At 73.3% G+C, this 26,259-nt stretch carries 29 protein-coding genes; 8 read left to right on the top strand and 21 right to left on the bottom strand.

Translation table 11 applies throughout. The features are described from left to right. Positions 1–452: 452 nt before the first annotated feature. From ACH4D3_RS20855 to ACH4D3_RS20835, 5 genes are read left to right on the top strand one after another with little or no spacing between them, the layout of a single operon-like run. Positions 453–3,470 (top strand): nitrate- and nitrite sensing domain-containing protein, encoded by a 3,018-nt coding sequence (locus ACH4D3_RS20855; RefSeq protein ID WP_398323989.1) that lies wholly within the window; start codon positions 453–455, stop codon positions 3,468–3,470. Beyond that, positions 3,467–3,970, top strand: coding sequence for a roadblock/LC7 domain-containing protein (locus ACH4D3_RS20850; RefSeq protein WP_398323987.1), 504 nt, complete (start codon positions 3,467–3,469; stop codon positions 3,968–3,970). Before ACH4D3_RS20855 ends, ACH4D3_RS20850 begins: the two co-directional genes overlap by 4 nt. Further along, positions 3,967–4,419, top strand: coding sequence for a DUF742 domain-containing protein (locus tag ACH4D3_RS20845; protein ID WP_398323985.1), 453 nt, complete (start codon positions 3,967–3,969; stop codon positions 4,417–4,419). The genes ACH4D3_RS20850 and ACH4D3_RS20845 overlap by 4 nt, the downstream gene beginning before the upstream one ends. Next, the gene (locus ACH4D3_RS20840) at positions 4,400–5,041 is read left to right on the top strand and encodes a GTP-binding protein (protein ID WP_398323983.1); all 642 of its coding nucleotides are present in this window, start codon (positions 4,400–4,402) and stop codon (positions 5,039–5,041) included. The genes ACH4D3_RS20845 and ACH4D3_RS20840 overlap by 20 nt, the downstream gene beginning before the upstream one ends. A 44-nt stretch (positions 5,042–5,085) precedes the next feature. Next, positions 5,086–6,399, top strand: coding sequence for a styrene monooxygenase/indole monooxygenase family protein (locus ACH4D3_RS20835; protein ID WP_398323981.1), 1,314 nt, complete (start codon positions 5,086–5,088; stop codon positions 6,397–6,399). Here ACH4D3_RS20835 and ACH4D3_RS20830 read toward each other — a convergent pair. The 4 genes from ACH4D3_RS20830 to ACH4D3_RS20815 all read right to left on the bottom strand — a co-directional run bounded on the left by ACH4D3_RS20830 (position 6,312) and on the right by ACH4D3_RS20815 (position 9,569). Beyond that, complete coding sequence (locus ACH4D3_RS20830; protein WP_398323979.1) at positions 6,312–7,457, bottom strand: NlpC/P60 family protein; 1,146 nt, start codon at positions 7,455–7,457, stop codon at positions 6,312–6,314. The genes ACH4D3_RS20835 and ACH4D3_RS20830 overlap by 88 nt on opposite strands. Before the next feature lie 103 nt (positions 7,458–7,560). Then, positions 7,561–7,884, bottom strand: a complete 324-nt coding sequence (locus ACH4D3_RS20825; RefSeq protein ID WP_398323977.1) for a hypothetical protein — start codon at positions 7,882–7,884, stop codon at positions 7,561–7,563. A gap of 30 nt (positions 7,885–7,914) precedes the next feature. Further along, positions 7,915–8,568: a TetR/AcrR family transcriptional regulator gene (locus ACH4D3_RS20820; protein ID WP_398323975.1), complete on the bottom strand. Its 654-nt coding sequence runs from the start codon at positions 8,566–8,568 to the stop codon at positions 7,915–7,917. A gap of 62 nt (positions 8,569–8,630) precedes the next feature. Next, on the bottom strand, positions 8,631–9,569 hold the full coding sequence (locus tag ACH4D3_RS20815; protein ID WP_398323973.1) for a diiron oxygenase: 939 nt from the start codon (positions 9,567–9,569) through the stop codon (positions 8,631–8,633). Positions 9,570–9,805: 236 nt separating this feature from the next. Here ACH4D3_RS20815 and ACH4D3_RS20810 point away from each other — a divergent pair, with 236 nt between their 5' ends. After that, a complete protein-coding gene (locus tag ACH4D3_RS20810; RefSeq protein ID WP_398323971.1) occupies positions 9,806–10,405 on the top strand; it encodes a Uma2 family endonuclease in 600 nt (199 codons plus the stop codon). On the opposite strand, the gene ACH4D3_RS20805 is transcribed toward ACH4D3_RS20810, so the two are convergent. The 6 genes from ACH4D3_RS20805 to ACH4D3_RS20780 all read right to left on the bottom strand — a co-directional run bounded on the left by ACH4D3_RS20805 (position 10,380) and on the right by ACH4D3_RS20780 (position 16,553). Beyond that, a complete protein-coding gene (locus ACH4D3_RS20805) occupies positions 10,380–11,870 on the bottom strand; it encodes a penicillin-binding transpeptidase domain-containing protein (RefSeq protein ID WP_398323969.1) in 1,491 nt (496 codons plus the stop codon). The two genes, ACH4D3_RS20810 and ACH4D3_RS20805, sit on opposite strands and share 26 nt — an antisense overlap. Then, complete coding sequence (locus ACH4D3_RS20800; RefSeq protein ID WP_398323967.1) at positions 11,867–13,228, bottom strand: FtsW/RodA/SpoVE family cell cycle protein; 1,362 nt, start codon at positions 13,226–13,228, stop codon at positions 11,867–11,869. The genes ACH4D3_RS20805 and ACH4D3_RS20800 overlap by 4 nt, the downstream gene beginning before the upstream one ends. Positions 13,229–13,271: 43 nt before the next feature. Then, positions 13,272–13,766 carry an SH3 domain-containing protein gene (locus tag ACH4D3_RS20795; protein ID WP_398323965.1) on the bottom strand — a complete coding sequence of 165 codons (495 nt, stop codon included), beginning with the start codon at positions 13,764–13,766 and terminating at the stop codon, positions 13,272–13,274. Between the two features lie 107 nt (positions 13,767–13,873). Then, a complete protein-coding gene (locus tag ACH4D3_RS20790) occupies positions 13,874–15,118 on the bottom strand; it encodes an ATP-binding protein (RefSeq protein ID WP_398323963.1) in 1,245 nt (414 codons plus the stop codon). Between the two features lie 7 nt (positions 15,119–15,125). Next, a complete protein-coding gene (locus ACH4D3_RS20785) occupies positions 15,126–15,920 on the bottom strand; it encodes a hypothetical protein (RefSeq protein ID WP_398323961.1) in 795 nt (264 codons plus the stop codon). Between the two features lie 126 nt (positions 15,921–16,046). Next, positions 16,047–16,553 (bottom strand): dual specificity protein phosphatase family protein, encoded by a 507-nt coding sequence (locus ACH4D3_RS20780; protein ID WP_398323959.1) that lies wholly within the window; start codon positions 16,551–16,553, stop codon positions 16,047–16,049. 108 nt (positions 16,554–16,661) lie between these two features. On the opposite strand from ACH4D3_RS20780, the gene ACH4D3_RS20775 reads away from it, so the two are divergent. After that, positions 16,662–17,465, top strand: a complete 804-nt coding sequence (locus tag ACH4D3_RS20775; protein ID WP_398323957.1) for an NERD domain-containing protein — start codon at positions 16,662–16,664, stop codon at positions 17,463–17,465. 44 nt (positions 17,466–17,509) lie between these two features. Here ACH4D3_RS20775 and ligD read toward each other — a convergent pair whose 3' ends face one another. Beyond that, positions 17,510–18,391: a non-homologous end-joining DNA ligase gene (ligD, locus tag ACH4D3_RS20770; protein WP_398323955.1), complete on the bottom strand. Its 882-nt coding sequence runs from the start codon at positions 18,389–18,391 to the stop codon at positions 17,510–17,512. A gap of 66 nt (positions 18,392–18,457) precedes the next feature. Between ligD and ACH4D3_RS20765 the strand changes: the two genes are divergently transcribed. Next, entirely contained in the window at positions 18,458–19,516 is a 1,059-nt protein-coding gene (locus tag ACH4D3_RS20765) for a Ku protein (RefSeq protein ID WP_398323953.1), read from the top strand. An 11-nt stretch (positions 19,517–19,527) separates the two neighbouring features. On the opposite strand, the gene ACH4D3_RS20760 is transcribed toward ACH4D3_RS20765, so the two are convergent. The 10 genes from ACH4D3_RS20760 to ACH4D3_RS20715 all read right to left on the bottom strand — a co-directional run bounded on the left by ACH4D3_RS20760 (position 19,528) and on the right by ACH4D3_RS20715 (position 26,218). Then, positions 19,528–20,349: a hypothetical protein gene (locus ACH4D3_RS20760; protein ID WP_398323951.1), complete on the bottom strand. Its 822-nt coding sequence runs from the start codon at positions 20,347–20,349 to the stop codon at positions 19,528–19,530. Beyond that, positions 20,336–21,034 carry an ABC transporter ATP-binding protein gene (locus ACH4D3_RS20755; RefSeq protein ID WP_398323949.1) on the bottom strand — a complete coding sequence of 233 codons (699 nt, stop codon included), beginning with the start codon at positions 21,032–21,034 and terminating at the stop codon, positions 20,336–20,338. The genes ACH4D3_RS20760 and ACH4D3_RS20755 overlap by 14 nt, the downstream gene beginning before the upstream one ends. After that, positions 20,949–21,695 carry a TetR/AcrR family transcriptional regulator gene (locus ACH4D3_RS20750; RefSeq protein ID WP_398323947.1) on the bottom strand — a complete coding sequence of 249 codons (747 nt, stop codon included), beginning with the start codon at positions 21,693–21,695 and terminating at the stop codon, positions 20,949–20,951. The genes ACH4D3_RS20755 and ACH4D3_RS20750 overlap by 86 nt, the downstream gene beginning before the upstream one ends. A 22-nt stretch (positions 21,696–21,717) precedes the next feature. After that, entirely contained in the window at positions 21,718–22,332 is a 615-nt protein-coding gene (locus ACH4D3_RS20745; protein WP_398323946.1) for a hypothetical protein, read from the bottom strand. Between the two features lie 240 nt (positions 22,333–22,572). Further along, complete coding sequence (locus tag ACH4D3_RS20740; protein ID WP_398323944.1) at positions 22,573–23,319, bottom strand: DUF4142 domain-containing protein; 747 nt, start codon at positions 23,317–23,319, stop codon at positions 22,573–22,575. 106 nt (positions 23,320–23,425) lie between these two features. After that, on the bottom strand, positions 23,426–23,860 hold the full coding sequence (locus ACH4D3_RS20735) for a PPOX class F420-dependent oxidoreductase (protein ID WP_398323942.1): 435 nt from the start codon (positions 23,858–23,860) through the stop codon (positions 23,426–23,428). A gap of 79 nt (positions 23,861–23,939) precedes the next feature. Further along, the gene (locus tag ACH4D3_RS20730) at positions 23,940–24,851 is read right to left on the bottom strand and encodes a DUF3152 domain-containing protein (protein ID WP_398323940.1); all 912 of its coding nucleotides are present in this window, start codon (positions 24,849–24,851) and stop codon (positions 23,940–23,942) included. Between the two features lie 244 nt (positions 24,852–25,095). After that, positions 25,096–25,431: a TcmI family type II polyketide cyclase gene (locus ACH4D3_RS20725; protein WP_398323938.1), complete on the bottom strand. Its 336-nt coding sequence runs from the start codon at positions 25,429–25,431 to the stop codon at positions 25,096–25,098. Positions 25,432–25,464: 33 nt separating this feature from the next. Continuing rightward, on the bottom strand, positions 25,465–25,944 hold the full coding sequence (locus ACH4D3_RS20720; RefSeq protein WP_003973657.1) for an SRPBCC family protein: 480 nt from the start codon (positions 25,942–25,944) through the stop codon (positions 25,465–25,467). A gap of 1 nt (position 25,945) precedes the next feature. After that, complete coding sequence (locus ACH4D3_RS20715) at positions 25,946–26,218, bottom strand: acyl carrier protein (protein ID WP_361004350.1); 273 nt, start codon at positions 26,216–26,218, stop codon at positions 25,946–25,948. Between the last annotated feature and the right edge of the window lie 41 nt (positions 26,219–26,259).

Genomic DNA, 26,259 nt, shown 5'->3' with positions numbered 1-26,259 from the left:
CGGCCAGTCTGCACGACCCCTTCACAGCGTTCGCAAAAGGCTGGCACCTTCCTCGCGTTCTCCCGGAATCGAGGCGGCGGCGCAGGTCAGGCGCCGGATTTGGGGTGGAATTCCAAGATCGGGCGGCGCGTGGCGGCACATAGTGCCACCGCCCGTCGCAGACGTCCAACCGGCTCGCCGGGCTGCCGGGCGGCACGCGCCGGGGGAACTTGCTCCCCAACTCCCCTCCGGGGTTCACTCCTTCGGGTGGCGGGTCGGATGATGCGCGCTCACCGCCCACCGGCACTGGGAGGGTCGGGAACCGGTGGGGGGACTGCCCCGCTCACGCGGTCTCCCCGCCCGACGCGCTGCCGGCGGCCGGGGAACAGCCCAGCGCCCGGCAGTGGGTGCACGCGCCCCCGGCCGGCCAGTTGACGGAGCGCCACCCGGGCCCACGGGTACACGAGTCAGGAATGCGAGCACCGGTGCAGAAGACGCGGCCTCGTCGCACAGGCAAGCAGGCGGCCCCCGCGGGGAGCGCGGAGCGCACCCCCGGCACCTCCACCCCTCCGCAGCCGCCGGAGGCTCCCGTCGGCAAGGGCCGTGCCACCCACGTACGCAACCGACTCATCGTCGCGGTGGCCGTCGTGGCAGCCGCCGTCGCCGGGGCCGGAGCCCCCTCGGTCGTGGCCGCCTCCGGGCAACTGCACGACTCCCAGAAGCTGGTGACGCTCGCCGAGCAGACCCAGGGCGCGCTGACCCTCGCCCACTCCCTCGCCGACGAGCGCGACGAGGTCACCCCCTACATCGCGGCCGGCCGCCCCAAGTCGAAGGCGCCCTCCGAGCAGCGCGGCGCCCGCGTCGACCGCCAGGTGGAGGAACTGCGCACCGACACCGACACGCCCGCCTCCCTGCGCGAGGACCTCGACGCCGTCGCCGCGCTGCGCCGCGCCGCCCTCACCGGCAAGAGCACCGCGCTGGAAGCCCACCAGGCGTACTCGGAGGCGATCACCGAACTCCACGCCCTGGCCGAGAAGCTGGCCGAGGAGATGCCGCCCCGCGCGGGCTCCGGCGCGTACGCGCTGGCCGAGCTGGACACCGCCGTCCAGCAGGCCGCCGCCACCCGCGGCCTGCTGCTGGCGGCCCTGAACGTGCCGAGCAGCACCGAGACCGTCATCGACCCGGTCACCGGCCTGCCCACCGAGACGACCACCTCCTCGGACGCCGACGCCGAACAGCGCGACGCCCTCGCCGCCGCGGCCCAGCAGGCCCGGGTGCGCTCCGAAGCGGCCCTCGCCGACTTCCGCGAGGGCGCCCCCAAGGAGGCGCGCGGCAGTTTCGACGCCACGGTCGCCGGGCCCGAGGTCAACTCCGCCGAGAAGTACCTCGCCGGCCTCACCGACGAGCCGACGCTCTCCGACGGCGACCTGCGCACCAGCACCAAGCGGCTGGAAGCCGCCCTCTCCGCCCGCGTGGACGCGATGCGCGGCGCGGAGTCCGCCCTGTACGAGAAGCGCGTCGAGGCCCTGGAGCAGTTGCGCGACGACGACGTCACCGCGCTGGAGATCCGGATCGCCGTCCTCGGCGCCCTGATCCTGCTCACCGTCGGCATCGCCACCGCCCTGGCCCGCACCCTCACCCGCCCGCTGTCGGTGCTGCGCCGCGGCTCGGCCCGGCTGGCCGAGGCGGAGGACCCGACGACCGAGGAGGCGGTCGCCTTCACCGGCCGCAACGACGAGTTCGCGCAGGTCGTCCGCTCCGTCAACGCCCTGCACACGCACGCCGCCACACTCGCCGGACGGGTCGCCACGCTGGAGTCCGACCGCAAGCACCTGGTCGGCCAGCGGCAGAAGATGGCCGACGCCCGCGAGGAACTGCGCGCCGAACTCGCCGAGTCCGCCGCCCAGCTGGACGTGGTGCGCAAGAGCATCGGCTCCACCTTCGTCAACCTCGCGCTGCGCACCCTGGGCCTGGTCGAGCGGCAACTCGCCGTCATCGAGAGCCTGGAGGAGCGCGAGCAGGACCCGGACCGCCTCGCCACCCTGTTCAAGCTCGACCACTTCGCCACGGTCATGCGCCGGCACAGCGAGAACCTCCTCGTCCTGGCCGGCACCGAGCACGTCCAGCACAGCGCCACGCCGGTGCCGCTGGTCGACGTGGTCCGCGCCGCGGTCAGCGAGATCGAGCGGTACGAGCGGGTGCGCATCGCCGCGCTGCCGCCGCACGCCCACGTGGCCGGGTTCGCCGCCGACGACCTCTCCCACCTGCTGGCCGAGCTGATGGAGAACGCCACCTCCTTCTCGCCGCCGGACCTGCCCGTCGAGGTCTCCGGCTGGCTCCTGGAGAACGGCGAGGTGATGCTCTCCGTCCAGGACGAGGGCATCGGCATGGCCACCGAACGCCTCCAGCGGCTCAACGCCCGCCTCACCGACTTCGACCCGGACGCGCCGTACGACCAGGAGGGCGAGGACGGTCTGGGGCTCGGCCTCTACGTCGTCGCCCGGCTCGCCCACCGGCACGGGGCGCGGGTACGGCTGCGGGAGCAGAAGCAGGGCGGGGTCGCCGCCGTCGTCGTCCTGCCGAGCCCGCTGCTGGCCGCCGCCCCGCCGGCCGCGCTGGCCCCGACCGTGCCGGTGTCCGACGGCACCGGCACCTTCTCCCTGCCCGGCGCCGACGCGGAGGCCAACTCCAACGTCCTGCACGGTCGGGCGGAGAAGACGGAGAAGGCTCACAAGGCTGACCAGGCGGGCAAGCCTGAGAAGGCCGACCAGGCGGAAGAAGGCGCCGGGGAGGAGCCGGGCCGCCCGGATCCCGAGCCCGGCGTCGACCCGCTGGTCGCCTCGGCGGAGGAAGCCGTACGCCGTGCGGAGGCGGACGCGTCCCACGTGGACGCCTCGGGGACTCCGGAACCGGACGAGCGCGAAGAGCCGGCCGGGGAGGTGGCCCCGGAACCCGCGGGGGAGGCGGTGCCCGCCCAGGACGATCCCGCACCCGGCAGCGACCTCCCCGACGACGCCACGATGGCCCTCTTCCTCCCGGCCGTCGCGGAACCGGAGACCCGGCCGGAGACCGTCCCCGATCCCTACGCCATCGGCCCCGACGCCCACGACCGCGCACCGGACACGGGCCATGTACCGGACACGGGGGATGTACCGGACACGGACCACGTACCGGACACGGTCGAGGCGAGGGGCGGGCAGCAGGAACCGGCTCCGTCCACGCCGGCCGAACCGGTCACCGACAAGGGCCTGCCCAAGCGGACCCCGCAGCTCACCACCCCCGCCGCGGTGCCGCGTCCGCGCACCGCGGGTTCCGTCGACGCCGACGCGCTCCGTCGGCGCCTGGGCGGATTCCGCCGCGGGGCGGAGGCCGGCCGCCGGGACGTCGAGGCGGAGATCGCCGACCGCACCGGGCGGAACCCGGCGCCGGACGCCGGGGCGGACACAACCGAAGAAGCCACGGGGGGCACCGTCGAGGAGGCAAGCAGTTGACCGCTCCCAGTACGTTCGGACTCAGCAGTGAAGCCCGCAATCTCCACTGGCTGCTGACCAACCTCGTCGAGGAGGTGCCCGGCATCCGGTCGGTCGCCGTGGTCTCCTCCGACGGGCTGCTGCTCCTGTCCTCGGACCCCGGCCGCAACGAGGAGGCCCGGCAGGCCCGCGAGACGCCCCGGGCGGGCCCGCGCGGCTCCGCCGCCGACCTGGCCACCGTCGTCTCCGGCGTGGGCAGCCTGACCGTCGGCGCCGCCCGGCTGATCGACTTCGGCCCGGTGAAGCACACGATGGTCGCCATGGACGAGGGCAGCCTGTTCGTGATGTCGATCAGCGACGGCTCGCTGCTCGGCGTGCACGGCTCGGCGGAGTGCGACATGAGCGTCGTGGCGTACCACATGGCCCTCTTCGTCGGCCGCGCCGGCCACGTCCTGACCCCCGAACTCCGCACCGAGCTGCGGAAGTCCCTGGAGTCCGAGCCGACGGGGAGCGCCCGATGAGCAGCAGTCCCGAGAAGCCCGGGAAGAACGGCCGGGGGCAGCTCCCCGTCCGCGGCGCCGACCGCAAACCGGCCCGCGTACGCCCCTACTCGCTCACCGGCGGCCGGACCCGCTTCGGTCACGTGCTGCTCGTCGAGACGTTCGTCGGCGCCACGGCCGGCACCGCCGCGCTCGAAGCCGCCGAGGAGCGCAAGGAGTTGACCAACGGCGGCCTGACCTCCCGGGTGATGCCGGAGATGCGGGCCATCGTCGAACTGTGCCGCCGGATGCGTACGGTGGCCGAGATCGCCGCGCTGCTGAAGATGCCGCTCGGCGTGGTCCGGGTGCTCCTCAGCGACCTGGCGGACCAGGGAAAGATCCGTGTGTACGGCACCGGGACCGGCCACGGCACGGGCCGCCCGGACCGCGCTCTGCTCGAAAGGGTGCTCAGTGGACTCCGTCGTCTCTGACGCCGCCGCGTTCGGCGTCCCCCCGCTCGTCGACACCGACGGGCCCGTGCAGCCCTGGCAGACCGATCCCACCCGCGCGCCGGTCGCCACGAAGATCGTCGTCGCGGGAGGTTTCGGGGTCGGCAAGACCACGCTGGTCACCGCCGTCTCGGAGATCACGCCCCTGCAGACCGAGGCGCTGATGACCGAGGCGAGCGAGGAGACCGACGACCTCACCGCCACCCCGGGCAAGCTCACCACCACCGTGGCCATGGACTTCGGCCGCCTCACGCTCGACGACGACCTGGTGCTGTACCTGTTCGGCACCCCGGGCCAGCAGCGGTTCTGGTTCATGTGGGACGACCTGGTGCGCGGCGCGATCGGTGCCGTCGTGCTGGCCGACACGCGCCGCCTGAAGGACTGCTGGCCGGCCCTCGACTACTTCGAGAGCTGCGGACTGCCGTACGTCGTCGCGGTCAACCACTTCGACGGCAGCGAGCTGTTCGAGGCGGAGGACGTGCGGGAGGCGTTGACGATCCCGGCGCACATACCTGTCATGATCATGGACGCGCGCCGTCGGATCTCGGCCATCGAGACCCTGTTGTCCCTCGTGGGCCACGCGCTCGACGAAACACCCGAGTAGACGAACTCTCGATCAGACGCCCTCGACCAGGAGACGGAAACCGCATGCGGAAGATACTCGTCGTCGGAGCCGGCCAGTCCGGCCTCCAGCTCGCCCTCGGCCTGCAGTCGCACGGCTACGAGGTCACCCTGATGTCCAACCGGACCGCGGACGAGATCCGCACCGGCCGGGTCATGTCGACGCAGTGCATGTTCCACACGGCACTCCAGCACGAGCGCGATCTCCAGCTGAACTTCTGGGAGTCCCAGGCCCCGAAGATCGAGGGACTCGGCGTCTCGGTGGGAGCCCCCGGCTCCTTCGACCCGGGCCCCTCGCAGCGCGCGATCGACTGGCTGGGCCGCCTCGACGGCTTCGCGCAGTCGGTCGACCAGCGGGTGAAGATGGCAGGCTGGATGGAGACCTTCGCCCAGCGCGGCGGCCAGCTGGTCATCCACGGGGCGGCCGTCGGCGACCTGGACTACTTCTCCCGCGCCTACGACCTCGTCCTGGTCTCGGCGGGCAAGGGCGAGCTGGTCCAGATGTTCGGCCGGGACCCGGAGCGGTCGCCGTACAGCGAGCCGCAGCGCGCCCTCGCCGTCGCCTACGTGCACGGGATGGGCCCGCGTCCCGAGCACCCGGAGACGGAGGCCGTGCGCTGCAACCTGGTGCCCGGCGTCGGAGAGCTGTTCGTCATGCCGACGTTCACCACCTCGGGCCGTGCCGACATCCTGTTCCTGGAGGGCATACCCGGCGGCCCGCTCGACGTCTTCAAGGACGTCAAGGACCCGGCGGAGCACCTCTCCCTGACCCTGGAACTCATGGAGAAGTACGTTCCCTGGGAGTACGCGCGAGCCACCAAGGTCGAACTGACCGACGCCGGCGGCACCCTGGCCGGGCGGTACGCCCCCACCGTCCGCAACCCGGTCGGCCGCCTCCCCGGCGGTGGTCTCGTCCTCGGCGTGGCCGACGTGGTGGTCGCCAACGACCCGATCACCGGCCAGGGCTCCAACTCCGCGTCCAAGTGCGCGGCCTCCTACCTCGCCTCGATCGTCGAGCACGGCGACCAGGAGTTCGACGAGGCCTGGATGCGGCAGACCTTCGACCGCTACTGGGAGACCGCCCAGCACGTCACCAAGTGGACGAACGCCATGCTGGCCCCGCCGCCGGAGCACATCCTGAACCTGATCGGAGCCGGTACACAGCTCCAGCCGGTCGCCGACCGCTTCGCCAACGGCTTCAACGACCCGGCCGACTTCGAGAACTTCTTCTACGAGCCGGCGAAGACCGAGGGCTACCTGGCCGAACTCTCGGCCGCCGCGGGCGCGTACCCCGCGTCCGGCCCGTCCGTCGCCCCCAGGGGGAGCCGCGGTGGCGTGTAGCGCCGTACCGGCTCCCCGCCGGGGTCGGGGCGGACGGCGCCCAGCACCGGATTGGCGGCGATCGGCGACACCTTGACGTCGGCGCCGGGGCGGGGGGCCTGGACGACCATGCCGTCCCCGAGGTACATCGCCACGTGGGTGGCCTCGGGGAAGTACACGACCAGGTCACCGGGGCGCAGTTCGTCCAGGGGCACGTGGTCGAGGCGGGCCCACTGCTCCTGGCTGGTGCGCGGGATCGGCGTCCCGGCCCGCTGCCAGGCCACGGAGGTCAGCCCCGAGCAGTCGTACGACGCCGGGCCCTCGGCGCCCCACTCGTACGGCTTGCCGAGCTGCTCCACCGCGAAGCGCACCGCGCTCTCGCCCCCGGCGGACGGCTTGGCGTCGTCGCCGAGCGCGCCGGACGCCAGGAACCGCTCCTGCTCCCCGGCGATCCCGCTCTTCTCCAGCTCCGCCACGGCGGCCAGCTGCTCGGGGGTGAGGGAGGCGAGCAGCTCCTCGACGGCGCGCAGGCGTTCGCGCACGCCGTCCCGCTCCCGCTCCTGGCGCTCGGCGAGGGCGGCCTGCCGGGCCAGGGCCTCCCGGGAGCGCCGGGACAGCTCCTGAGCCTTCTTCTCGTCCCCCGTCAGGCGGCCCACGGTCTCGACCCGTTCCCGGGCCAGCCGGCCGATCACATGCCCCTGGTCGACCGCGTGCTGCGGGTCGCGGGCCAGCAGCAGCCGCAGGTAGGGGGAGAGGTCGCTGCTGCTCTGGTACTGCTGCCGGGCCAGCCGCCCGGCCGCGCCCCGGCTGTCGTGCAGCGACGTCCGGGTCCGGGCCAGCTCGGCGTCCAGCCGCCGCACCTCGGCGCGCTGCTTGTTCAGGCGCTCCTCGGTGCCGTTGTAGGTCTCGGCGGCCGCCTCGGCCTCCCGGTAGAGCCGCTGAAGGTCCGTCAGCAGCCCGGCCACGGTGCGGTCGTCGGCCGCGCCGGGTGCCGGTTCGGCCGCGGCGGGCGCGGGCGCGAGGACGATCCCGGCCGCCACCGCCGCCGTACACACCAGACGCAGAAGCCTTCCTGACACGCCATCACCTCCGCTGCGGGGCGGCGGGTCCGCTCCGCACGGTGAGCATGTGGCGGGCCGGCGGGCTCCGCGCGCCGAGTGTGCGCGGATCGGCGCAACGGGGTCACCCGTCCGCGTCGTCCGGCTTGCCACCCGGCGTGGCGTCTGGATCGGCGGCCGCCGGGCGCTCCGGTTTCGACCAGGGCCACTTCCGGCCGGTGCCCTTCCTGCCCGAGGGGTCGTACGTGTACTTCCACCGGGCGAACCGCAGCCCGCCCCGGGAGTCCCGGGGCACCCGCCGGTACACGAGCACGGTGGGCGGGCCGCCGTCCGGGTCGGGTACTGGGATGCGGTACGTCTTCGGCGGGTGGCCGGTCATCCCGACCAGGACGGGCAGCACGCGCCCGTCCATGGGGCCGCCCTCGAAGGGGGTGTCTTCGCTCTTCACGGGACCAGTGTCGGTGATCGGCGTCCGGTGTCAGAGGTCCGCCGCCAGCGCCTCGACCAGCGCCGCGGTCTGCGGGTCGCGGCGGGCGGTGACCGTCAGTACGGCGAGGAACTGCTCCACCAGCCAGTCCCGCAGCTCGTCGAAGGGCGGCTGCTTGTCCTCGTCCAGCCAGATCAGCGAGGCCGCCTCCACCGCCGTGATCCACATCCGGACGGTCATCCGCAGCCGGGGGCCGGGCTCGGCGACGTCCAGGTGGCGCATGATGTGGTCGGCGGCGGCCCGGCGTACGCCGTCCACGATGCCCGAGGTCTGCGAGGTCTCGACCACGCTGCCGCCGCGCAGCAGCGCGCTGAAGCCGGTGTCGTGCTCGTCGACGAAGGTGAGATAGCGGTCCAGGGCGCGGGAGAGCCGGGCCAGCAGCGGGCCCTCGCGGGGCTCGTCGAAGCAGAGCCGCAGCTCGTCGGCGGCGGAGCTCAGCGCGGCCTCGTACAGCTGCTGCTTGCCGCCGGGGAAGTACCGGTACACCAGCGGCCGCGAGACCCCCGCCTGCTCGGCGACGTCGTCCAGGGAGACCTCCTCCGGGGGCCGGTGCGCGAAGAGGGCGAGCGCCGCCTCCAGCAGCTGGACGCGGCGCTCCTCCACGCTGAGGCGGCGGTAGGCGGGGGTGGGGGCCTGCGGGGTCATGAACCGCAGCGTAACCCGCACGAGCGGGCGCCCACCCACGCCGGCGAGGCGGACCGGCCGGACTAGGCCAACAGGCCCGAGGACCGCCACAGCCTGCGGCCGACGCCGCGCAGGACGCCGATGTCGTCCAGGAAGTCGGTCAGGCGCTTCGCGCCGGTCTGCATGATCTCCTTGCGGTGGCCGCTGGCCTGGACCTGGGCCAGGGCCTCCTGCTTGTCCAGGCCGACGTTCGAGTAGACCTCGGGGTTGATGAAGGCCTTGGAGAAGACGCGGGCGAACTCGCCGGAGGTGACCCGGGTGAACTCCTGGGACCACTTCGGGGCCGTCACCATCTGCCGGCGCAGCTCCTCACGGGCGTACCGCACGTGCCGGGCCTCCTCGACGACGTGGATGCGCGTGACGCCCCGGATCAGCGGCTGGATCCGCTCGTCCGGGAAGGTCAGCCGCTGCATCCAGTCCAGGACCTCCTCGCCGAGCAGTGTGGCGGTGAAGGAGCCGGGGGTGGTGGAGATCGTCTTGAACAGGCGTCCCAGGTGCTGGTGGACCGGGCTCACCGGGTACCAGGGGGTCTCCCCGCGGGATATCAGCCGGGCGAACATCTTCGAGTGCCGGCACTCGTCCTCGATCTCGGTGAGCGCGTAGCGCACGTGGGCGCTCGTCGCCGCCTTGTCGTAGATGTGCCGGACCAGCAGCTGCATGAGGATCAGCTCGAACCAGATGCCGAGCGAGGCGAGCGCGGCGGCCTCGTGCTGGGACAGCGCGATGCGCTGCTCCTCGCTCATCCGCTGCCACATCGGCGTGTCGTACAGCGACACCAGCTCCGGCGGCCAGAACCACTTGCCGTCCTCGAACGGCGCGTCCCAGTCCAGCTCCTTGTCCGGGTCGAAGGAGTGCTTGGCGGACGAGTCGAGCAGCCGTTCGGCCACCTGCTCCCGGTCCTTGAGCAGGCCGAGCGCGTCGCGCAGGCCCTCGAGCGCGTCGGCTTCCGTCAGGGTCGTCATGGCTGTGTCCCACCTCGTCGAACGTGTCGTGTTACCCGCGGTCACTCCAGCGTGCTGCGTCTTATGAGACTGCGTGTCAGTAAGCTCGTCAATCCCCTGCGCGGAACTTGTTGACCGCGAGTAAAGGTGGTGCGCCGTCAATGTCTCGGCGCGGGACCGCTCGATGGAGCGCTCCGCCGGCGTTCGTCCTGGGTACGCTGGCCGTGTCCGTCAGACTCCGCTACATGGGAGCGATCATGAGCGCCGCACGTGACTACGGGCTGGACGACGACTACGAGTGGCCCCGTCCGCCGGAGGGCGGCTGGACGGCGGACGACCTCGACGAGCTTCCGAACCTGCCTCCGCACACGGAGCTGATCGACGGGAGCCTTGTTTTCGTGAGTCCGCAGACCGCTTTTCACATGCGTACGATCCGCTTGCTGGACCGCGCCCTCAGCGACCAGGCGCCGGACGAATTCGAGATCTACCGCGAGTTCACGGTGACGCTCAACGACCGGAACCGTCCGGAGCCCGACGTGCTGGTGGCCCGGGCCGGTGCGGACCTGGGACCCAAGCAGACTCGTCTCCTCCACGGTGACGTTCTTCTGGCCGTTGAGGTGGTCTCCGAGGACTCGATTGACAGAGACCGGGAGACCAAGCCCCGCAAGTACGCAGCTGCGGGCATTACGCACTACTGGCGGATCGAGCAGAACAACGGACTGCCCGTGGTCTACGTGTACGAACTGGAGTCGACGGCGAAGACCTACGTGCCCACTGGCATCTTCCACAACCGCCTCAAACTCACTGTCCCCTTCCTCATCGACATCGACCTCACCGCCGTGAACCGTCGCCGATAGCCCCGCCCTCACCCCCGAGAACCGCCTCCATCACCGCCCGTGCGATCGGCGCCGCCAGTCCGCCCCCGCTGATGCCCTCCCGGTCGGAGGCCGAGCCCTCGACCACCACCGCGACCGCGACCTTCGGCTCCACGTCGGCGGCGCCCCGCGCCCAGGAGATGAACCACGCGTACGGCGTGCCCGAGTTGCCCACGCCGTGCTGGGCGGTGCCGGTCTTGCCGCCGACGGTGGCGCCGGGGATCGCGGCCTTCGCGCCGGTGCCGTTGTCCACCACGCCGGTCATCAGCTCCTTGAGCAGCGCGGCCGTCGAGGGGCGCATCACCTCGCGGGAAGGGCGTGACCCGGCCGCCGCCACCAGGCTGCCGCCCGCCCGCAGCGTGCGTTCCACCAGGTACGGCGCGCGCACCTGGCCGCCGCCCGCCACCGCCGCCGCCACCATCGCCATCTGCAGCGGCGTCGCCCGGGTGTTGTACTGGCCGATCGACGACAGGCCGAGCTGCGCCCGGTCCACGCTGGTGTCGAAGGTGCTCCGGGCGACCGGGAAGGGGACCCGCAGCCCCTCGTCGTTGAAGCCGAAGGCCTCCGCCATCGCCGTCATGCCGCGCACGCCCACGTCCACGCCGAGCTTGGCGAACACCGTGTTGCAGGACCACTCGAACGCCTCCCGCAGCGAGGCGTTCCGGCACCCGTCGGCCTCGTTCGTGAGCTTCGTCCGCGTCCCGGGCAGGGTGTACGGGTCGGGGGAGCGGGTCGGCGCGTCCAGGTCGCGGATCACGCCCGCGTCCAGCGCCGCCGCCGCGGTGACCACCTTGAACGTCGAACCCGGCGGATAGGTCCGGCTCACCGCCCGGTTGAGCATCGGCTTGTCCGGGTCGGCGTTCAGCCGGTTCCAGACACGGGTGGCGGCCGCGCTGTTGCCGGAGAGCAACTGCGGGTCGTAGGAGGGGGTGGAGACCAGGGCCAGGACGCGGCCCGTGGCCGGCTCGATCGCGGCCACCGCCCCCTTGCGCCCGCCCAGCCCGTCGTACGCCGCCCGCTGCGCGGCCCCGTCGATCGTCGTCACGACGTCGCCGCCCGGGTTGTGGGCGCCCGTGACGTCGTTCCACAGCGGCAGCGGCGCGAGCATCGGGTCGGCGCCGGACAGCAGGCCGTCCTCGGCGTGCTCCAGGAGCGTCGTCCCGTACGCCTGGGAGGCGAAGCCGGTGATCGGCGCGTACATCGGCCCCTCGGCGTAGGTCCGCTCGAAGCGCAGGTGCTCACCGGTGTCCCGGGAGCCGGTGACCGCCCTGCCGCCGACCAGGATGTCGCCGCGCGGCTGCTGGTAGCGGGCGATGTCGGGACGGCGGTTGGCCGGGTTGTCGTCGTATTCCGGCTTCTGGACGATCTGCACCCGGGCCGCGTTGACCACCAGGGCGACCAGCAGCAGGGCGCAGAAGACGGCGGCGTGCCGGATGTTCCGGGTCACGAGGGCGTCCCGCGCCGGGCCGCGTGGCTGACCCGGATCAGCAGCGCCACGATCGCCCAGTTGGTGACGACCGACGACCCGCCCTGCGCCAGGAACGGCATCGCCATGCCGGTCAGCGGGATCAGCCCCGTCACCCCGCCCGCGATGACGAACACCTGGAGCGCCACGATCGAGGAGAGCCCGACCGCGAGCAGCCGGCCGAAGGGGTCGCGGGCGGCCAGCCCCGCCCGGTAGCCGCGCTCCACCAGCAGCCCGTACAGCAGGAAGACGGCGGTCAGGCCGAGGAAGCCCAGCTCCTCACCGGCCGTCGCCAGGATGAAGTCCGACTTGACGGCGAAACCGATCAGGACCGAGTGGCCGAGGCCGAGACCGGTGCCGGTCACCCCGCCCGCCGCGAAGGCGAAGAGGGACTGGGCCAGCTGGTTCGGGCCGTGGCCCGCCTCGATGGACGCGAAGGGGTGCAGCCAGTCCTCCACCCTGGTGTGCACGTGCGGCTCCAGCCAGCCCACGGCGACCGCGCCCAGCGAGGCCAGCAGCAGCCCGACGGCGATCCAGCCGGTGCGGCCGGTGGCGACGTAGAGCAGGACCACGAACAGGCCGAAGAAGAGGAGCGAGGTGCCCAGGTCCCGTTCCAGGACCAGGACGCCGACGCTGACCAGCCACACCGCCAGGATCGGGCCGAGCACCCGGCCGGTGGGCAGTTGCAGCCGCCACACCCGGCGGCCCGCGTAGGCCAGCGCGCTGCGGTTGGCGGCCAGGTAGGCGGCGAAGAACACCGCGAGCAGCACCTTCGCGAACTCGCCGGGCTGGATGGAGAAGCCCTCGATCCGGATCCAGATGCGGGCGCCGTTCACCGCCGGGAAGAAGATCGGCACGGTGAGCAGGGCGAGCGCCGCCGCGACGCACACGTAGGCGTAGCGCTGCAGCACCCGGTGGTCGCGCAGGAGCAGGACGACCACGATGAACAGCGCGACACCCAGCGTCGACCACACCAGCTGGGTCGGGGCCGCCCGGTCGTCCGGCGTCTCCAGGTCGAGCCGGTAGATCAGCACCAGGCCGAGCCCGTTGAGCAGCACCCCGATGGGCAGCAGCAGCGGATCGGCGTACGGGGCGCGCAGCCGTACCGCCAGGTGGGCGAGGAGCGCGAGCACCCCGAGCCCGGCGCCGTAACCGGCGGCGCCGGGGGGAAGGGCGTCGTGCCGGGCGAGGCCGACGTTGCAGTAGCCGAAGACCGACAGCAGGACGGCCATGAGGATGAGCGCGAGTTCGATGCCCCGGCGCCGGGGGAGCCGGGCGACGGGAGCGGGGGTGTCCGCCTGTGCCACGGTGATCCCGGTTCCGGTTCCGGCCTTGGTCATGTCCGGAACTTACCCAAATGATGCGGTGTGCACGGCGTCCGGCTCAGCACCAGCGCGGCGCGGGGCCGATGTTGTCGATGTACCGGGCCGCGCCCCAGGCCCAGGTGCCGTCCGTGAGGAGGTACCACAACGGGTTGCCCTTGACCTTGGAGCCGGGCGTCTTGCAGTAGATGGAGACGACCTCGCCCCGGCGGGCGTATCGGATGACGTCCGCGCCACGGCTCGGCGAGGTGCGCAGGGCGAGCCGGTCGGCCGTCACGACGCCCCGGTAGCGGCCCTGCTCCTGGCGGCCGTCGCTCCCGCCCCACGCGTCGCCGCCGTTTCCTCCCCCGTTTCCTCCGCTGCCTCCACCCCCGTTTCCTCCACCGCCGTTTCCGCCGCCGGTGACGGCGGACGTGGAGCCGGCGCCGCCGCCCCACTCGTCGTTCGCGGCTGCGGGCGTGACGGCGACGGCGGTGGCGAGCGCGCCGGCCGCGAGGGCGGTGGCGAGGCCGCGGACCAGGGGCGAACGCGAGGCCGGTGCGGACAGTGGCGACATGGGAGTACCTCCCGGGAGCGAACGGGTCTTCAGCTGACTAACCGCCACATTAGGAGCGCCCGGCAGACGCCGCCCGCCGCACTGAGCCATCGGGGAAGACGCCGTGGTCAGGGCTGCTGAGGCAGCGTCAGCCGGGCCAGCGCCCCGCCGTCCGGCGGGTTGGTGAACTCCAGCCGCGCCCCGAGCACCTCGGCCTGCCCCAGCGCGATCGTCAGCCCCAGGCCGTGCCCCTTCGTCCCGCCCTCGGTGCGAAAGCGCTGCGGCCCGTGCGCGAGCAGGTACTCCGGATAGCCGTCCCCGTGGTCCCGCACGGTGATCACCGCACCGTCCACGCTCAGCACCACCGGCGCCCGTCCGTGCCGGTGCGCGTTCGCGACCAGGTTGCCCAGCACCCGCTCCAGCCGCCGCCGGTCGGTCTCCACCCACGCGTCCCGTACGACGTCCACGCGCGTGTCCGTGCCCGAGCCCCGAAGGACCCGCCGGACCAGCGCGCCCAGCTGCTCCGGCTCCGTCGCCGGCCGCTCCCGCCCGCTCTCCAGCCGGGAGATCTCCAGCAGGTCCTCGGTGAGCGTGCGCAGCGCCGCCACCCGGTCCCGCACCAGCTCGGTGGGGCGGCCCGGCGGCAGCAGCTCGGCCGCCGCGTGCAGACCGGTGAGCGGGGTGCGCAGCTCGTGCGCCACATCCGCGGTGAACCGCTGCTCGGCGAGCAGCTTGCCCTGCAGCGACGACGCCATGGAGTCCAGCGCGGCGGCGACCGACGCCACCTCGTCCTGCGGGCGGGTCGGATCCTGCGCGCGCGGATCGCCGACCCGCGCGTCGAGGTCGCCGGCGCTGATCCGCCGCGCCACCCGGGCCGTGGTGTGCAGCCGCCGCGTCACCCGCGTCACCGCGAACGCGCCGACCAGCAGCGTCGCCCCGATCGCCAGCGCCGACGACCACACGAGCGTGCCGTCCAGGCCGTCGATGGTGGCCCGGCCCTGCGAGTGGTCGACCCGCACCGCCAGCGCCCGGCCGCCGTCGGCGGGCCCCGCCGCCCACATCGTGGGGCGCCCCGCGTACTGGGCGAGCATCGTGCCGCGCCGGCCCGAGAGGGCCAGCTCGCGCAGCGGCCGCGGCAGCCCCGCCGGGTCGATGCCCGCCCCGCGCCGTAGCGGGTCCCCCGCCTCGTAGGACTCCGTCGCCTCGCCCAGCCGGGACAGGGCCGCGTCACGGGCCTGGCCGACGGTCCGGTTGGTCACCGAGACGTGCACCAGGACGCCGAGCAGCGCGGCGAGCCCGCAGCACATCACGGTGATGAAGACGGCCGCCTTCACGGCCAGCGGCCCGGTCCACCGGGGGAGCACGAGCCTCACCGGGCGCTCACCGGGCGCCCGCCGAGGGCGACGCGGGTGGTGCGGCCGAGCGCGACACGGAGGGTGACGGCGAGGCGGAAGGACGCGTGGTGTGCCGTCCGCCGTCGTCGGTGCGCAGCATCTCGTCGCTGGTCAGCAGCATGGCCCGCTGGTCGGCGTCCCAGGTCCACTGCAGGCGGTACTCGTACCCGGCGACCTCCGAGGGCGAGCGGACGATCACCGTCCGCCCGGCCAGCTCGACCGCGCTCACGGCGTCCTCGTAGGACATGACCCGCACGAGCCGGTCCTTCTCGACGGTGTAGACCCGCACGGCGGTCAGCTGGTCCGGCAGCAGCCGGAAACCCAGCGTCATCTCGGGACGCCCGTCACCGGTCAGATCGCGGTAGTACGGCCGCAGCACCGGGCAGCCGCCTGCCTCGTCACCGGCGCCGTCCGTGCCGCAGTCCGCCATCCGCACCGACGTCTCGTGGTACCGCGCCTTCGCGCCCGCGTAGTCCTCCGGGTGCGCGGCGATCTCGGCCCGCACCGCGGCCACCGGGTCCGCCCCGCGGATGTCGCCACCGGGCACGGCGACGCCCTTCACCGGCGCGTGCTCCACCTCGCCGATGTCGTACGCAGGGCTGGACGCCGGGGTGAGGCCGGGCCACAGCCGGGCCGGGGCGCGGGCGGCGGGCGTCGCCCCGGCACCCTCGAGGCCGCCGGTGTCCCCGCAGGCCGCCAGCACACCGGTCGCCGCGGTCGCCAGGAGCAGCGCGAGGGCGGCGGGGACGCGGGCGGGGTACCCGCGGCGGCTCGGGAGCACTGCACTCCTGGGGTTCGGTGATCGGCGTCGGCGGTCCCGCACGGCCGCGGGCGGCACCGCGGGCATCGCGGCACCGCACGCGACGCCGTACGGAAGGCCATTTTGCGTGCGTACGGGCCCGCCGGGCTACTCGGCCAGTTCCTCCAGCAGCCGCACGGTGGCCAGGCCGGTCCGCAGATAGGACACGAACAGGTCGTTGTGCAGCGCCCACGGCGAGCGCCGGGCCCGGATCAGCCGGACCGCCTCCTCGGCGCCGCTGCCCCGGCGCATCAGGGTGTGCGCGACGACCAGACCGGAGCGGTTGTACCCGTGATAGCAGCGGACGAGGACCTTACGGCCCCCGTCCAGCGCCTCGTCCGCGGCCCGGGCCAACCGGATCACCCCGGCGAGCTGGGTGCCGTCCAGGGGCCCGTCCGGGATCGGCCACACATGGTGCTCGACACCCTCGTCCGGCCCGTGTCCGGGCAGCCGCAGCAACGTCTGCACGAGGTCGAACTCGTCCCGCACCACGGCGAACTCCAGCCGCCCCGCCGTCCGCCGGAACTCGTGCCCGCCCATCCACAGGCCCGGCACGATCTCGTCCCACGGCCGGTCCGGGGCCGGTACGTCCGGACCTTTCCCACGGGTACGCACAGCCACCTCCCGGTCCCGCCCAGGGTCTGCCCAACTCATCCCGAAGGCAACCGGGTTCTTGCCCCGGCGGCGCCCCGCCTGGTCCCATGGACGGGGGTGGTGATGGGCATGGACGGACTGCGCGTCGTGCCGACCCGGCGCCACGGCCGGGAACGGCTCTACGTCTGCCTCCCGGACGGCGGGAACGTCGCCTGGTACGACCGCGAGGAGGCCCGCGTCAACCTGCTCAGCGACGACCGCAGGGCCGAGGTCCTCCAGGCCCTGCGCCCCTTCGTCACCGGCCCGGTCACGGTCGGCCCGCCGCCGGTCCCGACCCCGGCCGAGCTGGCCCGGCTCTCCCTCCACCCGGACGACGACCTCGCCCCCAACCGGCCCGGCGAGGCCCTCCTGATCGCCCTGGAACGCGACCCGGGACCGGCCCACCGGCTGCGCCCCGACCCGCGCCGCCGGGCGCTGGCCGCCGAGCAGGCGACCGGGGCCGCCCTCGACCGTCTCGACGGCGCCGGCCTGCACACCCTGCACTCCCTCCCGCTGCCCGGCGGCGACCGCGTCCACCACCTGCTGATCGGGCCCGGTGGTCTCTTCGCCCTCCACGTGCTGCCCGCCCGCGGACAACGGGTGCGGGTCACCGACCCGCTGGTGGCACTGGGCCGCCGCACTCCCCACCCCCTGCTGCACCGGGTCCGCGCCGACGCCGACCGGGCCTCCCACGCCCTGACGGCCGAGGTCCGCCCGGTGCTCGTCCTCGTCGGTCCGGCACACGTGACCGTCACCGCCCCGCCCCGCCCGGTGCGCGTCCTCACGGACCGAGAGCTGCCGGACCTGGCCCGGACGGGCGGGGTGCTGAAACCGGCGGACGTGGAGGCCCTGCACGCCCTGGCCCGGGACCGGGCCACCTGGCAGCGCCTCTGAGGGCCCGGCCGCGTCCGGGGCCCGGCTGCGTCCGAGGGCCCGGCTCAGGGCAGCGGTGCCGCCCGCCGCCGCTCGAACAGCGGTGCCAGCAGGTCGCCGCGGTCCCGCACCCGCGGCCCCACGTCCGGGGTCAGGAAGACGAACCGCTCCGCCCGCCCGCACCCGGCGACCTCCTCCCACGTCACCGGCGTGGAGACCGCGGGCACGCCGCGGGCACGCACGGTGTACGGGGCGGCCGTGGTCTTGCGCGCGGCGTTCTGACTCCAGTCCACGAACACCTTCCCCGGCCGCAGGCTGCGCGTCATCCGGTGCACCACCAGCTTCGGCAGCGCCCGCTCCGCCTCCACGGCGAGCCCCTTCGCGTACTCCGACACCCGCTCCGAGGACGCGCCCCGCACCCCGGCCAGCAGGTGCAGCCCCTTGGCCCCGGAGGTCTTGGCGTACGCCTCGATCCCGTCCGCCGCCAGCCGCTCCCGCAGCCACAGCGCGACCTCGCAGCACTGCACCACGGTCGCGGGCGGTCCCGGGTCCAGGTCGAACACCAGCCGGTCGGCCTCGCCGGGGTCGTCCACGGTCCACTGGTGGGTGTGGAACTCGGTCACCAGGTTCGCCGCCCACATCAGGCTCGCCAGGTCCTGCACCAGCACCATCCGGGCCGGGCCCTCCGAGCGGGGCACCTCGGCCGTGGTGACCCAGTCGGGCGTACCCGGCGGCACGTTCTTGGTGAAGAACACCTGGCCGTCCGGGCCGTCCGGATAGCGCAGGAAGGAGACCGCGCGGTCCCGCAGGTGCGGCAGCAGCACCTCGGCGGTCGTCGCGTAGTAGTGCAGCAGCTCGCCCTTGGTGAGCCCGGCCGCGGGATACAGCACCTTGTCCAGGTTGCTGAGGGCCACCCGCCGCCCCTCCACTTCCGTCATCGGCGCCATACCATGAGAATCTCACGAAATCATGACAAAACGCCCGACAGGGAACCGGCAGGAAAGGTGCTGCACGTGCGATCCATCTGGAACGGCGCCATCTCCTTCGGCCTGGTCAGCATCCCGATCAAGCTGGTGAACGCGACCGAGAGCCACTCGGTCTCCTTCCGGCAGATCCACACCGAGGACGGCGGCCGGATCCGCTACCGCAAGGTGTGCGAACTGGAGGACCGCGAGGTCACCCAGGCCGAGATCGGCAAGGCCTACGAGGACGCCGACGGTTCGATGATCCCGATCACCGACGAGGACCTGTCCCAGCTGCCGATCCCGACGGCCCGCACGATCGAGATCGTCGCCTTCGTGCCCGAGGACCGCATCGATCCGCTCCAGATGGGCTCCGCCTACTACCTCGCGGCGAGCGGCGCCCCGGCCGCCAAGCCGTACACGCTGCTGCGCGAGGCGCTCAAGCGCAGCAACCGGGTGGCGATCGCCAAGTTCGCGCTGCGCGGCCGGGAGCGCCTGGGCATGCTCCGGGTCGTCGGCGACGCCATCGCGATGCACGGCCTGCTGTGGCCGGACGAGGTGCGGGCCCCCGAGGGCGTCGCCCCGGAGGCCGGGGTCACCGTGCGCGACCAGGAACTGGACCTCGCGGACGCCCTCATGGACACCCTCGGTGAGATCGACCTGGACGACCTGCACGACGAGTACCGGGAGGCCGTCGAGGAGGTCGTCGCCGCCAAGGCCTCCGGCGAGCGGCCCCCGGAGGCCCGCGAGGAGGCGGCGCCCGGGAAGGTGCTCGACCTGATGGCGGCGCTGGAGAGCAGCGTGCGGGCGGCACGGGAGTCCCGGGACGGTGAGGAGGCCGGGGCGGCCGAGGAGGCGCAGGTCAGGTCCCTGCCGCAGCGCAAGACCTCGTCCCGGCGCACCCCGAAGGAGACCGGCGGCAAGAAGTCGACGTCGACGGCCGCGAAGAAGACCGCGGCCAAGAAGACGGCCGCGAAGAAGACGGCGGCCGGCAGGACGACGGAGCCGAAGAAGTCGGCGTCCTCGGCCGCCCGCAAGCCGGCGGCGAAGAAGTCGGCGACGGAGAAGCCGGCGGCCAAGAAGGCCGCTTCCCGCAAGCGAAGCGCGTGACCCGCGCGACCTCACGCGAGTGGCGGCCGCTTCTTCTCACGCCTGCGTTTGTCCCCGGTCCGCACCCGGAAGATGACCAGCCCCACCGCGCTGAACCCGGCCGCCCAGGCCAGGCCCAGGCCGAGGTGCCCCCACAGCGCGGTGTCCGCGAACGAGGCGCCCGCCGCGAACTGCATGGGGCCGAAGGACGGGAACCACTGCAGGACCGGCTCGTTGGCGAGCGGGTTGCCCAGCGGGTTCTGCAGGAACGTGTCCATCAGCCCGCCCATGATGATCAGGAAGAAGCCCTCCAGGTCCCGCTTGACCAGCACCCCGAGGAGGAGCCCGAGACCGCCGTAGGCGAGCGCGATGACGGTGAACCCGGCCAGCACGGCGAACCAGGCGGCTGCCGCCGGACGCCAGAAGAACAGCACCGCCAGCGCGGTGTAGAGGGCGATGCCGGTGGCGACCGCGGCGACGGCGAGGGTCTTGGCGCCGATGAGGGTGGACTGCCGGTACCCGGCGAAGACCAGCCGGCGGTCGAACGCGAGCGATCTGCGCACCGCGTCGAAGACCACGAAGCCGGCGATCATCGTGACGCCGTTGAGCCCGGCGGTGATGAGGGTGAGGTGGCCGCCGTCGACGTGCAGCACCTCGCCGGTGGCGTACAGCTTGAAGTCCAGGGGCTCCCCGCCCGCCATCGCGTCCATCACGAGATACCAGACGGGCACGAACACCAGGAGCAGCAGCCAGGCGAGCCGGTTGCGGGTCTGGTCGCGCACCGAGAAGCGCAGCGCGGTGGGGAACTGCCCGTACAGCGGGCCCGGGCGGGCCGCCTGCTCAGGCGTCGACATGACGGTGCTCCCTCCCGGCCGCCTGCCGTGCGGTGAGGCGGCCGTCGGCCAGGTCGGCCAGCAGGTCGAACCGGTCCTGTTCGAAGACGAGATGGGTGATGACCACGACGGCCTTGCCGCGGGCGCGCAGGTCCTCGACCAGGTCCCAGAAGCGCAGGTACGTCTCCCAGTCGAAGCCCTGGTACGGCTCGTCGAGGAGCAGCACCTCGGGGTCGTGCAGCAGGGCCAGGGTGAGGTTGAGCTTCTGCCGGGTCCCGCCGGACAGCTCGCCGGCCGGGGTGTGCTCGTACCGCTCGTAGCCCAGGGCCCGGACCAGTTCCCGGCCGCGGTCCGGACCGGGCAGGCGGTGCGCGGCCGCGAAGTAGCGCAGGTGCTGCTCGACGGTGAGGCTGTCGCTCAGCACCGGGTCCTGGGGGCAGTGGCCGAGCGTGCCGGACAGGGAGACCTCGCCGCGGTCCAGGGCGAGGGTGCCGGCCAGCGCCTTGAGCAGGGTGGACTTTCCGGCGCCGTTCTCCCCGACGACGGCGACCAGCTGCCCGGGGGCGACGGTGAGGTCGGCGCCGCGCAGGACGCGGTGGCCGCCGTACGCCTTGTGCAGGTCACGGGCGCGGAGGACGGGGGTTGGGGCGTGCCGCGCCGGTGCTGTGGGTGGTGCGGGCGGTACGGGTGCGGGGTCGGTCGGCATGCGGGTCACCTGGGCCTTCCTGTGCTTCCGGAGGTGACGCGTTCAGTCCGCCCGTGTAGAGGTCGAGCACCTCGGGGGCCCAGCGGGCCATGCCGTCGGCCGACAGGGGGTCGGTGCCGAGGACCTCGCCGATGCGGTCGCGCAGCAGGAACACGGCCAGGTCGTTGGCGAGCAGCAGGGCGGCGCGGACCGCCGGGTCCCGGCCCGGTGCGGCGAGGCCGGCCGCCGCCAGCCCGTCCAGGGCGGCGCGGCTCACCTCGTAGAGGCGGCCGAACAGCAGCCGTCCGGCGTCCGTGTCGCTCAGCAGCAGGCGGCGCAGATAGCCGGGCAGGGGGGAGCCGGCCGGGAGGTGGCGGGTGAAGGCCGCGCTCAGGGATGCCGCCCCGGCGCCGGAGTCGAAGGCCCGGGCGGCCTCCGCGCCGTCGTCGCCGCCGGTCAGCTCGCCGAGCATGGCCTCGAAGACGGCCACGACGTACTGGTCGACCTCCTGGCGCAGCCCGTCCTTCGAACCGAAGTGGTGCACCACGAGACCGGGCGACACACCGGCCGCCGTCGCGATCCGCCGTACGGTCACCGAGTCCGGGCCGTGAGCGGCGAACAGGGCGAGGGCCTCGTCGCGGATGAGGGCCCGGGTGGTCCGGTCCTCCGGGATTGAACGCATGTACAGCAGATTAAACAGGCGTTCAGTCGCTTGTCCAGGGGGAGGCGGATGCCCGGGGTATCGCGGAGGGGGCGGGCTGGAAGTCGGCGGGGCCGGCGGTGGCGGAACCGGTCGGAGAAAGGGACTCCGCCAGGGACTCCGTGAGGGGGTCCGTGGGGGAGCCGACGTCGGAGTCCGCCGGGGGCAGGGCGGGGCTTTCCTCCAGCTTCTGCCCGATCGTTTCGGCGGGGCCGCCGCCCGGGGTCGCCGGGCCGGTGGTCAGCTGCGACCACGCGGTCACGGCGAGCGCGACCGCGGCCGCCGTGCCGAGCACCCGGCCCGTGCGCCGCAGCCGGGCCCGCCCGTCCAGCTCGCGCCAGGCCGGTCCGGCCCACGCGTCCTCCCGGTGCCACGTCTCGCCGACGGTCTCGTGGGCGCGGGCGGGGCGGCCGGGGCGGCCGGAAGGGCCGGGGCGGTCGGCGGGAGGCTCCGGCTGTCGGCCGGGTGCCCGGTCCCGTGCGGCGGGTTCCCGGGGGGCGGAGGCGTGGATGGCGCGCTCGTCGTCCTCCAGGAACAGTCGCCAGACGTACTCGGGCACGGCCGGCGCGTCGTCCGGTCCATCCGGGGTGTCGCCGCCGCCCGGTCCGGAAGCGGTCATGGTCCCGCTCCTCCTGTCGTCGGCCCCGGACGGACGCGGGCGGGAGGAGGGGAACGGCCGCCCACCACCGGCTCCGGCGCCGGATGGTCATGGCCCGGCGGACACCGTCGGCCGCCACCTGCTGAGAACGTGCGCGACCGGCGGCCCGTTCCCCCTGCCGCCGGTCGTGACTGGGTCGTAATCGTGCCCGCGCGGGTTCTCGCGCCGCGCACCGCACCAAGGGCCCCCGCCCCCGGGTCCTCAGGGCGCCGCCGGGGACGGAGTGGGCGTCGGGGAGGCGGTGCTCACGTTCAGGTCGGGGCGCGGCCTGAGCACCAGTACCCGCTCACCCGGCTGCGGCGGGGGCGGGGTGACCTTCTCCCTCGGCAGCTTCGCCGGGCCCGTCTGTTTGAAGGTGACGTCGTCGTACGCGACCAGCCCGGTCTTCTCCAGCACCGTGATGTGGTCCAGGACGGTGTCGTTGGCCAGGTCCGCCAGCTGCCGCACGAGGGTGTTCTTGGTGGAGGCCCGGATCTTGGCGATGGCCGGGAAGATCTGACCGTGGGTCACCCGCATGATGTTGACCGCCGAGGAGTCGAACTCCTTGCCGCTCTTGGCGTCCACGGCGGCCACGAAGCCCTCCTGCTGCGGGGAGGCCCGGTTGGGCAGCGTGATGCCCAGCTCGGGGGAGATCTCGCGGCACATCGCGTCGAGTCCGGCGTGCCCGACGACCAGGTGCTCCCCGGCCGTCTTCATCGCCTTCGTGGTACCGCGCTCCATCACCATCTCGCCCAGCGGGTACTCCCACAGTCCGGCGGCGCGGACCTTCACCACGAAGTCGCGGTCGGCCTCGGTGAGCGGACCGAACTTCGTACTGGCCACCACCCGGTTCTGGTTGCCGTCGGCCTTGTCCAGACCGAGCACGGCCGGGAAGGCCAGCGCGGTGAGGGTCAGGGTCATCGCACCGAACAGGACGACGACTCCGATCCTGCTGCGGGACAGGCGCATGGTGCCTCCAAGGGCGACGCGACACGGGTACGCCAGGAGGTACGCAAGCGGCGGGCGGATCCTTCACCGCTCCGGCACAAAACTTGGCCGGGTCGCCGCCGTGCCCTCAGCCGATGTCGGCGCCGTACACGCGCTCGACCGTGATGGTGAGCAGCACCCGGCGGTCGGACACCATCGTCGCCCGGTACTCGTCCCAGTCCGGGTGCTCCCCGGCCGCGGCGCGGTAGTACTCCACCAGCGCCTCGACCTCCGGTCCGTGCGGGTCGGCCCCCGGACCGGTGAGGGTGGCGACGCCCTCGGCGGTGGCCCAGGACCTGCCGTCCGGGGCGGTCACCTCCAGGGTGGCCCGCGGGTCCCGGCGCAGGTTCGCCGTCTTGGCCAGGCCCTCGCGGGTGGAGACCCGGATGACGCCCGCGTCGGGGTCGTAGGCGGGCATCACGGGCGAGAGCTGCGGGCGGCCGTCCGACTTGATCGTCGCCAGCACGCCGAGCCGGCTCTCGGCCAGCAGGGCACGGGGATCGAAGCGCGGTGTGGTGGTCATGGACCGATCATCACCCCCCGCCCCGGGGCCTGTCCCGCGAACCGTCCGCCGAACGCACCGCGCCGACCCGGGGACGGACTCACGGCACCGCCGGGCCGCCCAGGTAGTCGCCCGCCTCGTCGTAGGGCCAGGCGTTGGCCACGCACCCCTTGAGGCCCTTGATCTGCTGCATCATCGCCGGAGCGGGCCGGCCCGCTCCGGGGCACGTCTCGTGGCCGTGGCCGATGCGGTGACCGACCTCGTGGTTCACGATCAGCGCCCGGTACTCGTGGATCGGCCCGTCGAACTCCGGGGAGCCCAGCACCCAGCGCTTGAGGTTCACCACGACGTCCGTGCCGACGCTGCAGTTGACCTCGCCCCGGGTGAGCAGGCCCGCCGCGCCGCAGATCTCGTCGACGGTGCCCGGCGTGGCGATCTTCACCACGAAGTCGTACGAGCCGCTGCTGACCAGCCGGAAGGAGTTGGTCCCGTCCTGGGTCCAGCCGCGGCGGTCGGCGAGCACCTCGGATATCTCGTCCGCGGCGGCGCTGGGCCGGACGTCGATGCCCTCCTCGACCAGGACCTTGTAGCGACGCACCCGGCTGCCGGTGCCCACGGTCGTGCCGTCGGCCTGGGCGGTGACGAAGGTGCCGGGACCGGTCGGCGGAATGGCGATGGTGGTGGCGGAGGGCGAGGACGAGGGGGAGGCCGAGGGCGACGCGGAGGCCTTCGGCGAGGGTGACCCCGAGGGGGAGGGGGAGGCCGAAGGCGTCCGGGTCGAGGCGTCCAGGGCGTCCGTGACGTCGGCCACCTGGTCGTCCGTCACCGGTGGCCGGGAGTCCCGCCAGTACGCGACGGCCGCCCCCGCGGTGAGCAGGACCGCACCGAGGGCGAGGCAGGCCAGGACCGCTCGGGCGGGTCCGCGGCGTCTGCGCCTGCGGGCGCGGGACCTGTGTCCGGCACCGTCCGGCCCGGTTCTTCGGCTGGCCCGGCGGGCGGTGGATCGGCCCACGGTGTGCGTCCTCTCTCTGGTCGGCGGGGCGAGCACCGCGGACTGCGGTGCTGTCGTGCCCCGAAGATCCAAGCGGACGGACGTGCGAAAACGTCACGGTTTCCGAAGTGTCCCTTCTCACGCGGACAATCGGGCCGTGCGGGCAACCGTTCGATGCCCCGGAACGTCTTCCCCCGGAACGTCTTCGTCGGGGTCGCCCGAAGGAAGTCCGGGCGACCCCGACGCATGCGGGGAGGGAGTGCCGTCAGCCGGCGGGGGTCCGCTCCCAGCGGTAGAAGCAGCGCGCCATCGCGTCCTTCGGACCGCGCCACGTCGCCGGGTCGTACGCCGAGACGTACGGTTCGAGCCGCTCGCTGACCTGGCGGAACTCCGGGTGCCCGGTCAGCCTGCCGATGGTGGGGGCCGGGTCGTCGTCGCTCTCGATGAGGTGCAGGTACACGCCGTCACCGAACTCGAACAGGCTGCGCCGGTTGACGCCCACCAGGTGCGGCAGCTCGCCGCTGTCGGACTCGGCGAACACCTTCGCGATGTCCGGTGCCGCGCCGGGTGCCATCCGGGCGACGATCAGTGTGTGGTGCATGGGGGTGCTGCCCTTCGCCGATGTGCGTACGTGTCAGTCGGCGAGCACCGACGCGGTGCGCCGCTCGCCCGCCGCCTGCTCGATCCGGTCCCGGATCAGCGCCATCTGCGTACGCGAGTTGCGGTTGATGTTGTCCGTCATCCAGGCGTCGTCCACCGGCGCGTCCGGCTTCATCGCGAAGTCCTGCGTCCAGCGCATGACGGTGCCCTCGGCGGTCTCCGCGTACTCCCAGACGATGTTCATGTACTGGAAGGGTCCGGTCTCCACGCGCTGGGCGCGGACGGTGCGGGTGACCGGGTCGGCGACCCGCTCGGAGACCCAGCTCCACACCTTGCCGTCGGCGTCCGGGTGCATGGTGAGCCGGAAGGTGACCTTGTCGTCGTCGCGCCCGAGCACCTCCACGGAGGCGTACTCGCTGAACAGCCCGGGCCACTTCTCGATGTCGTTGGTCATGTTCCAGACCAGCTCCATCGGGGCGGCGATGGTGATCTCGTTGTCGGTGTGCCCTGCCATGTCACACTCCCGTCTTGAGGGCGCCGTTGATCAGCGCGAGGAAATCCGCGGGCGTCTTGCAGCGCTCGGCCTGCTCGGGCAGGCCCAGGCCGTACCGCTTCTCCAGCTCGGCCACGATGCCCAGCAGGCCGAGGGAGTCCAGGCCGAAGGTGTCGAAACCGTCGTCGGCCTGCTGCCGGAGGGTGACCGGGTCGACGTGCACGCCGGCGGTGCGCTTCATCAGCGCCGACAGCTCCTCGACGGTCACCTGGTAGTCCAGCTGCTGGTCGGTCATGGGTGTCCTCCTTGACTCGGGTTGGCCGGCCACGGGCATCG

The sequence above is a fragment of the Streptomyces sp. NPDC018026 genome (assembly GCF_044327745.1).
Taxonomy (GTDB): domain Bacteria; phylum Actinomycetota; class Actinomycetes; order Streptomycetales; family Streptomycetaceae; genus Streptomyces; species Streptomyces rubrogriseus.
This window is presented reverse-complemented; position numbering and strand designations above follow the sequence as displayed.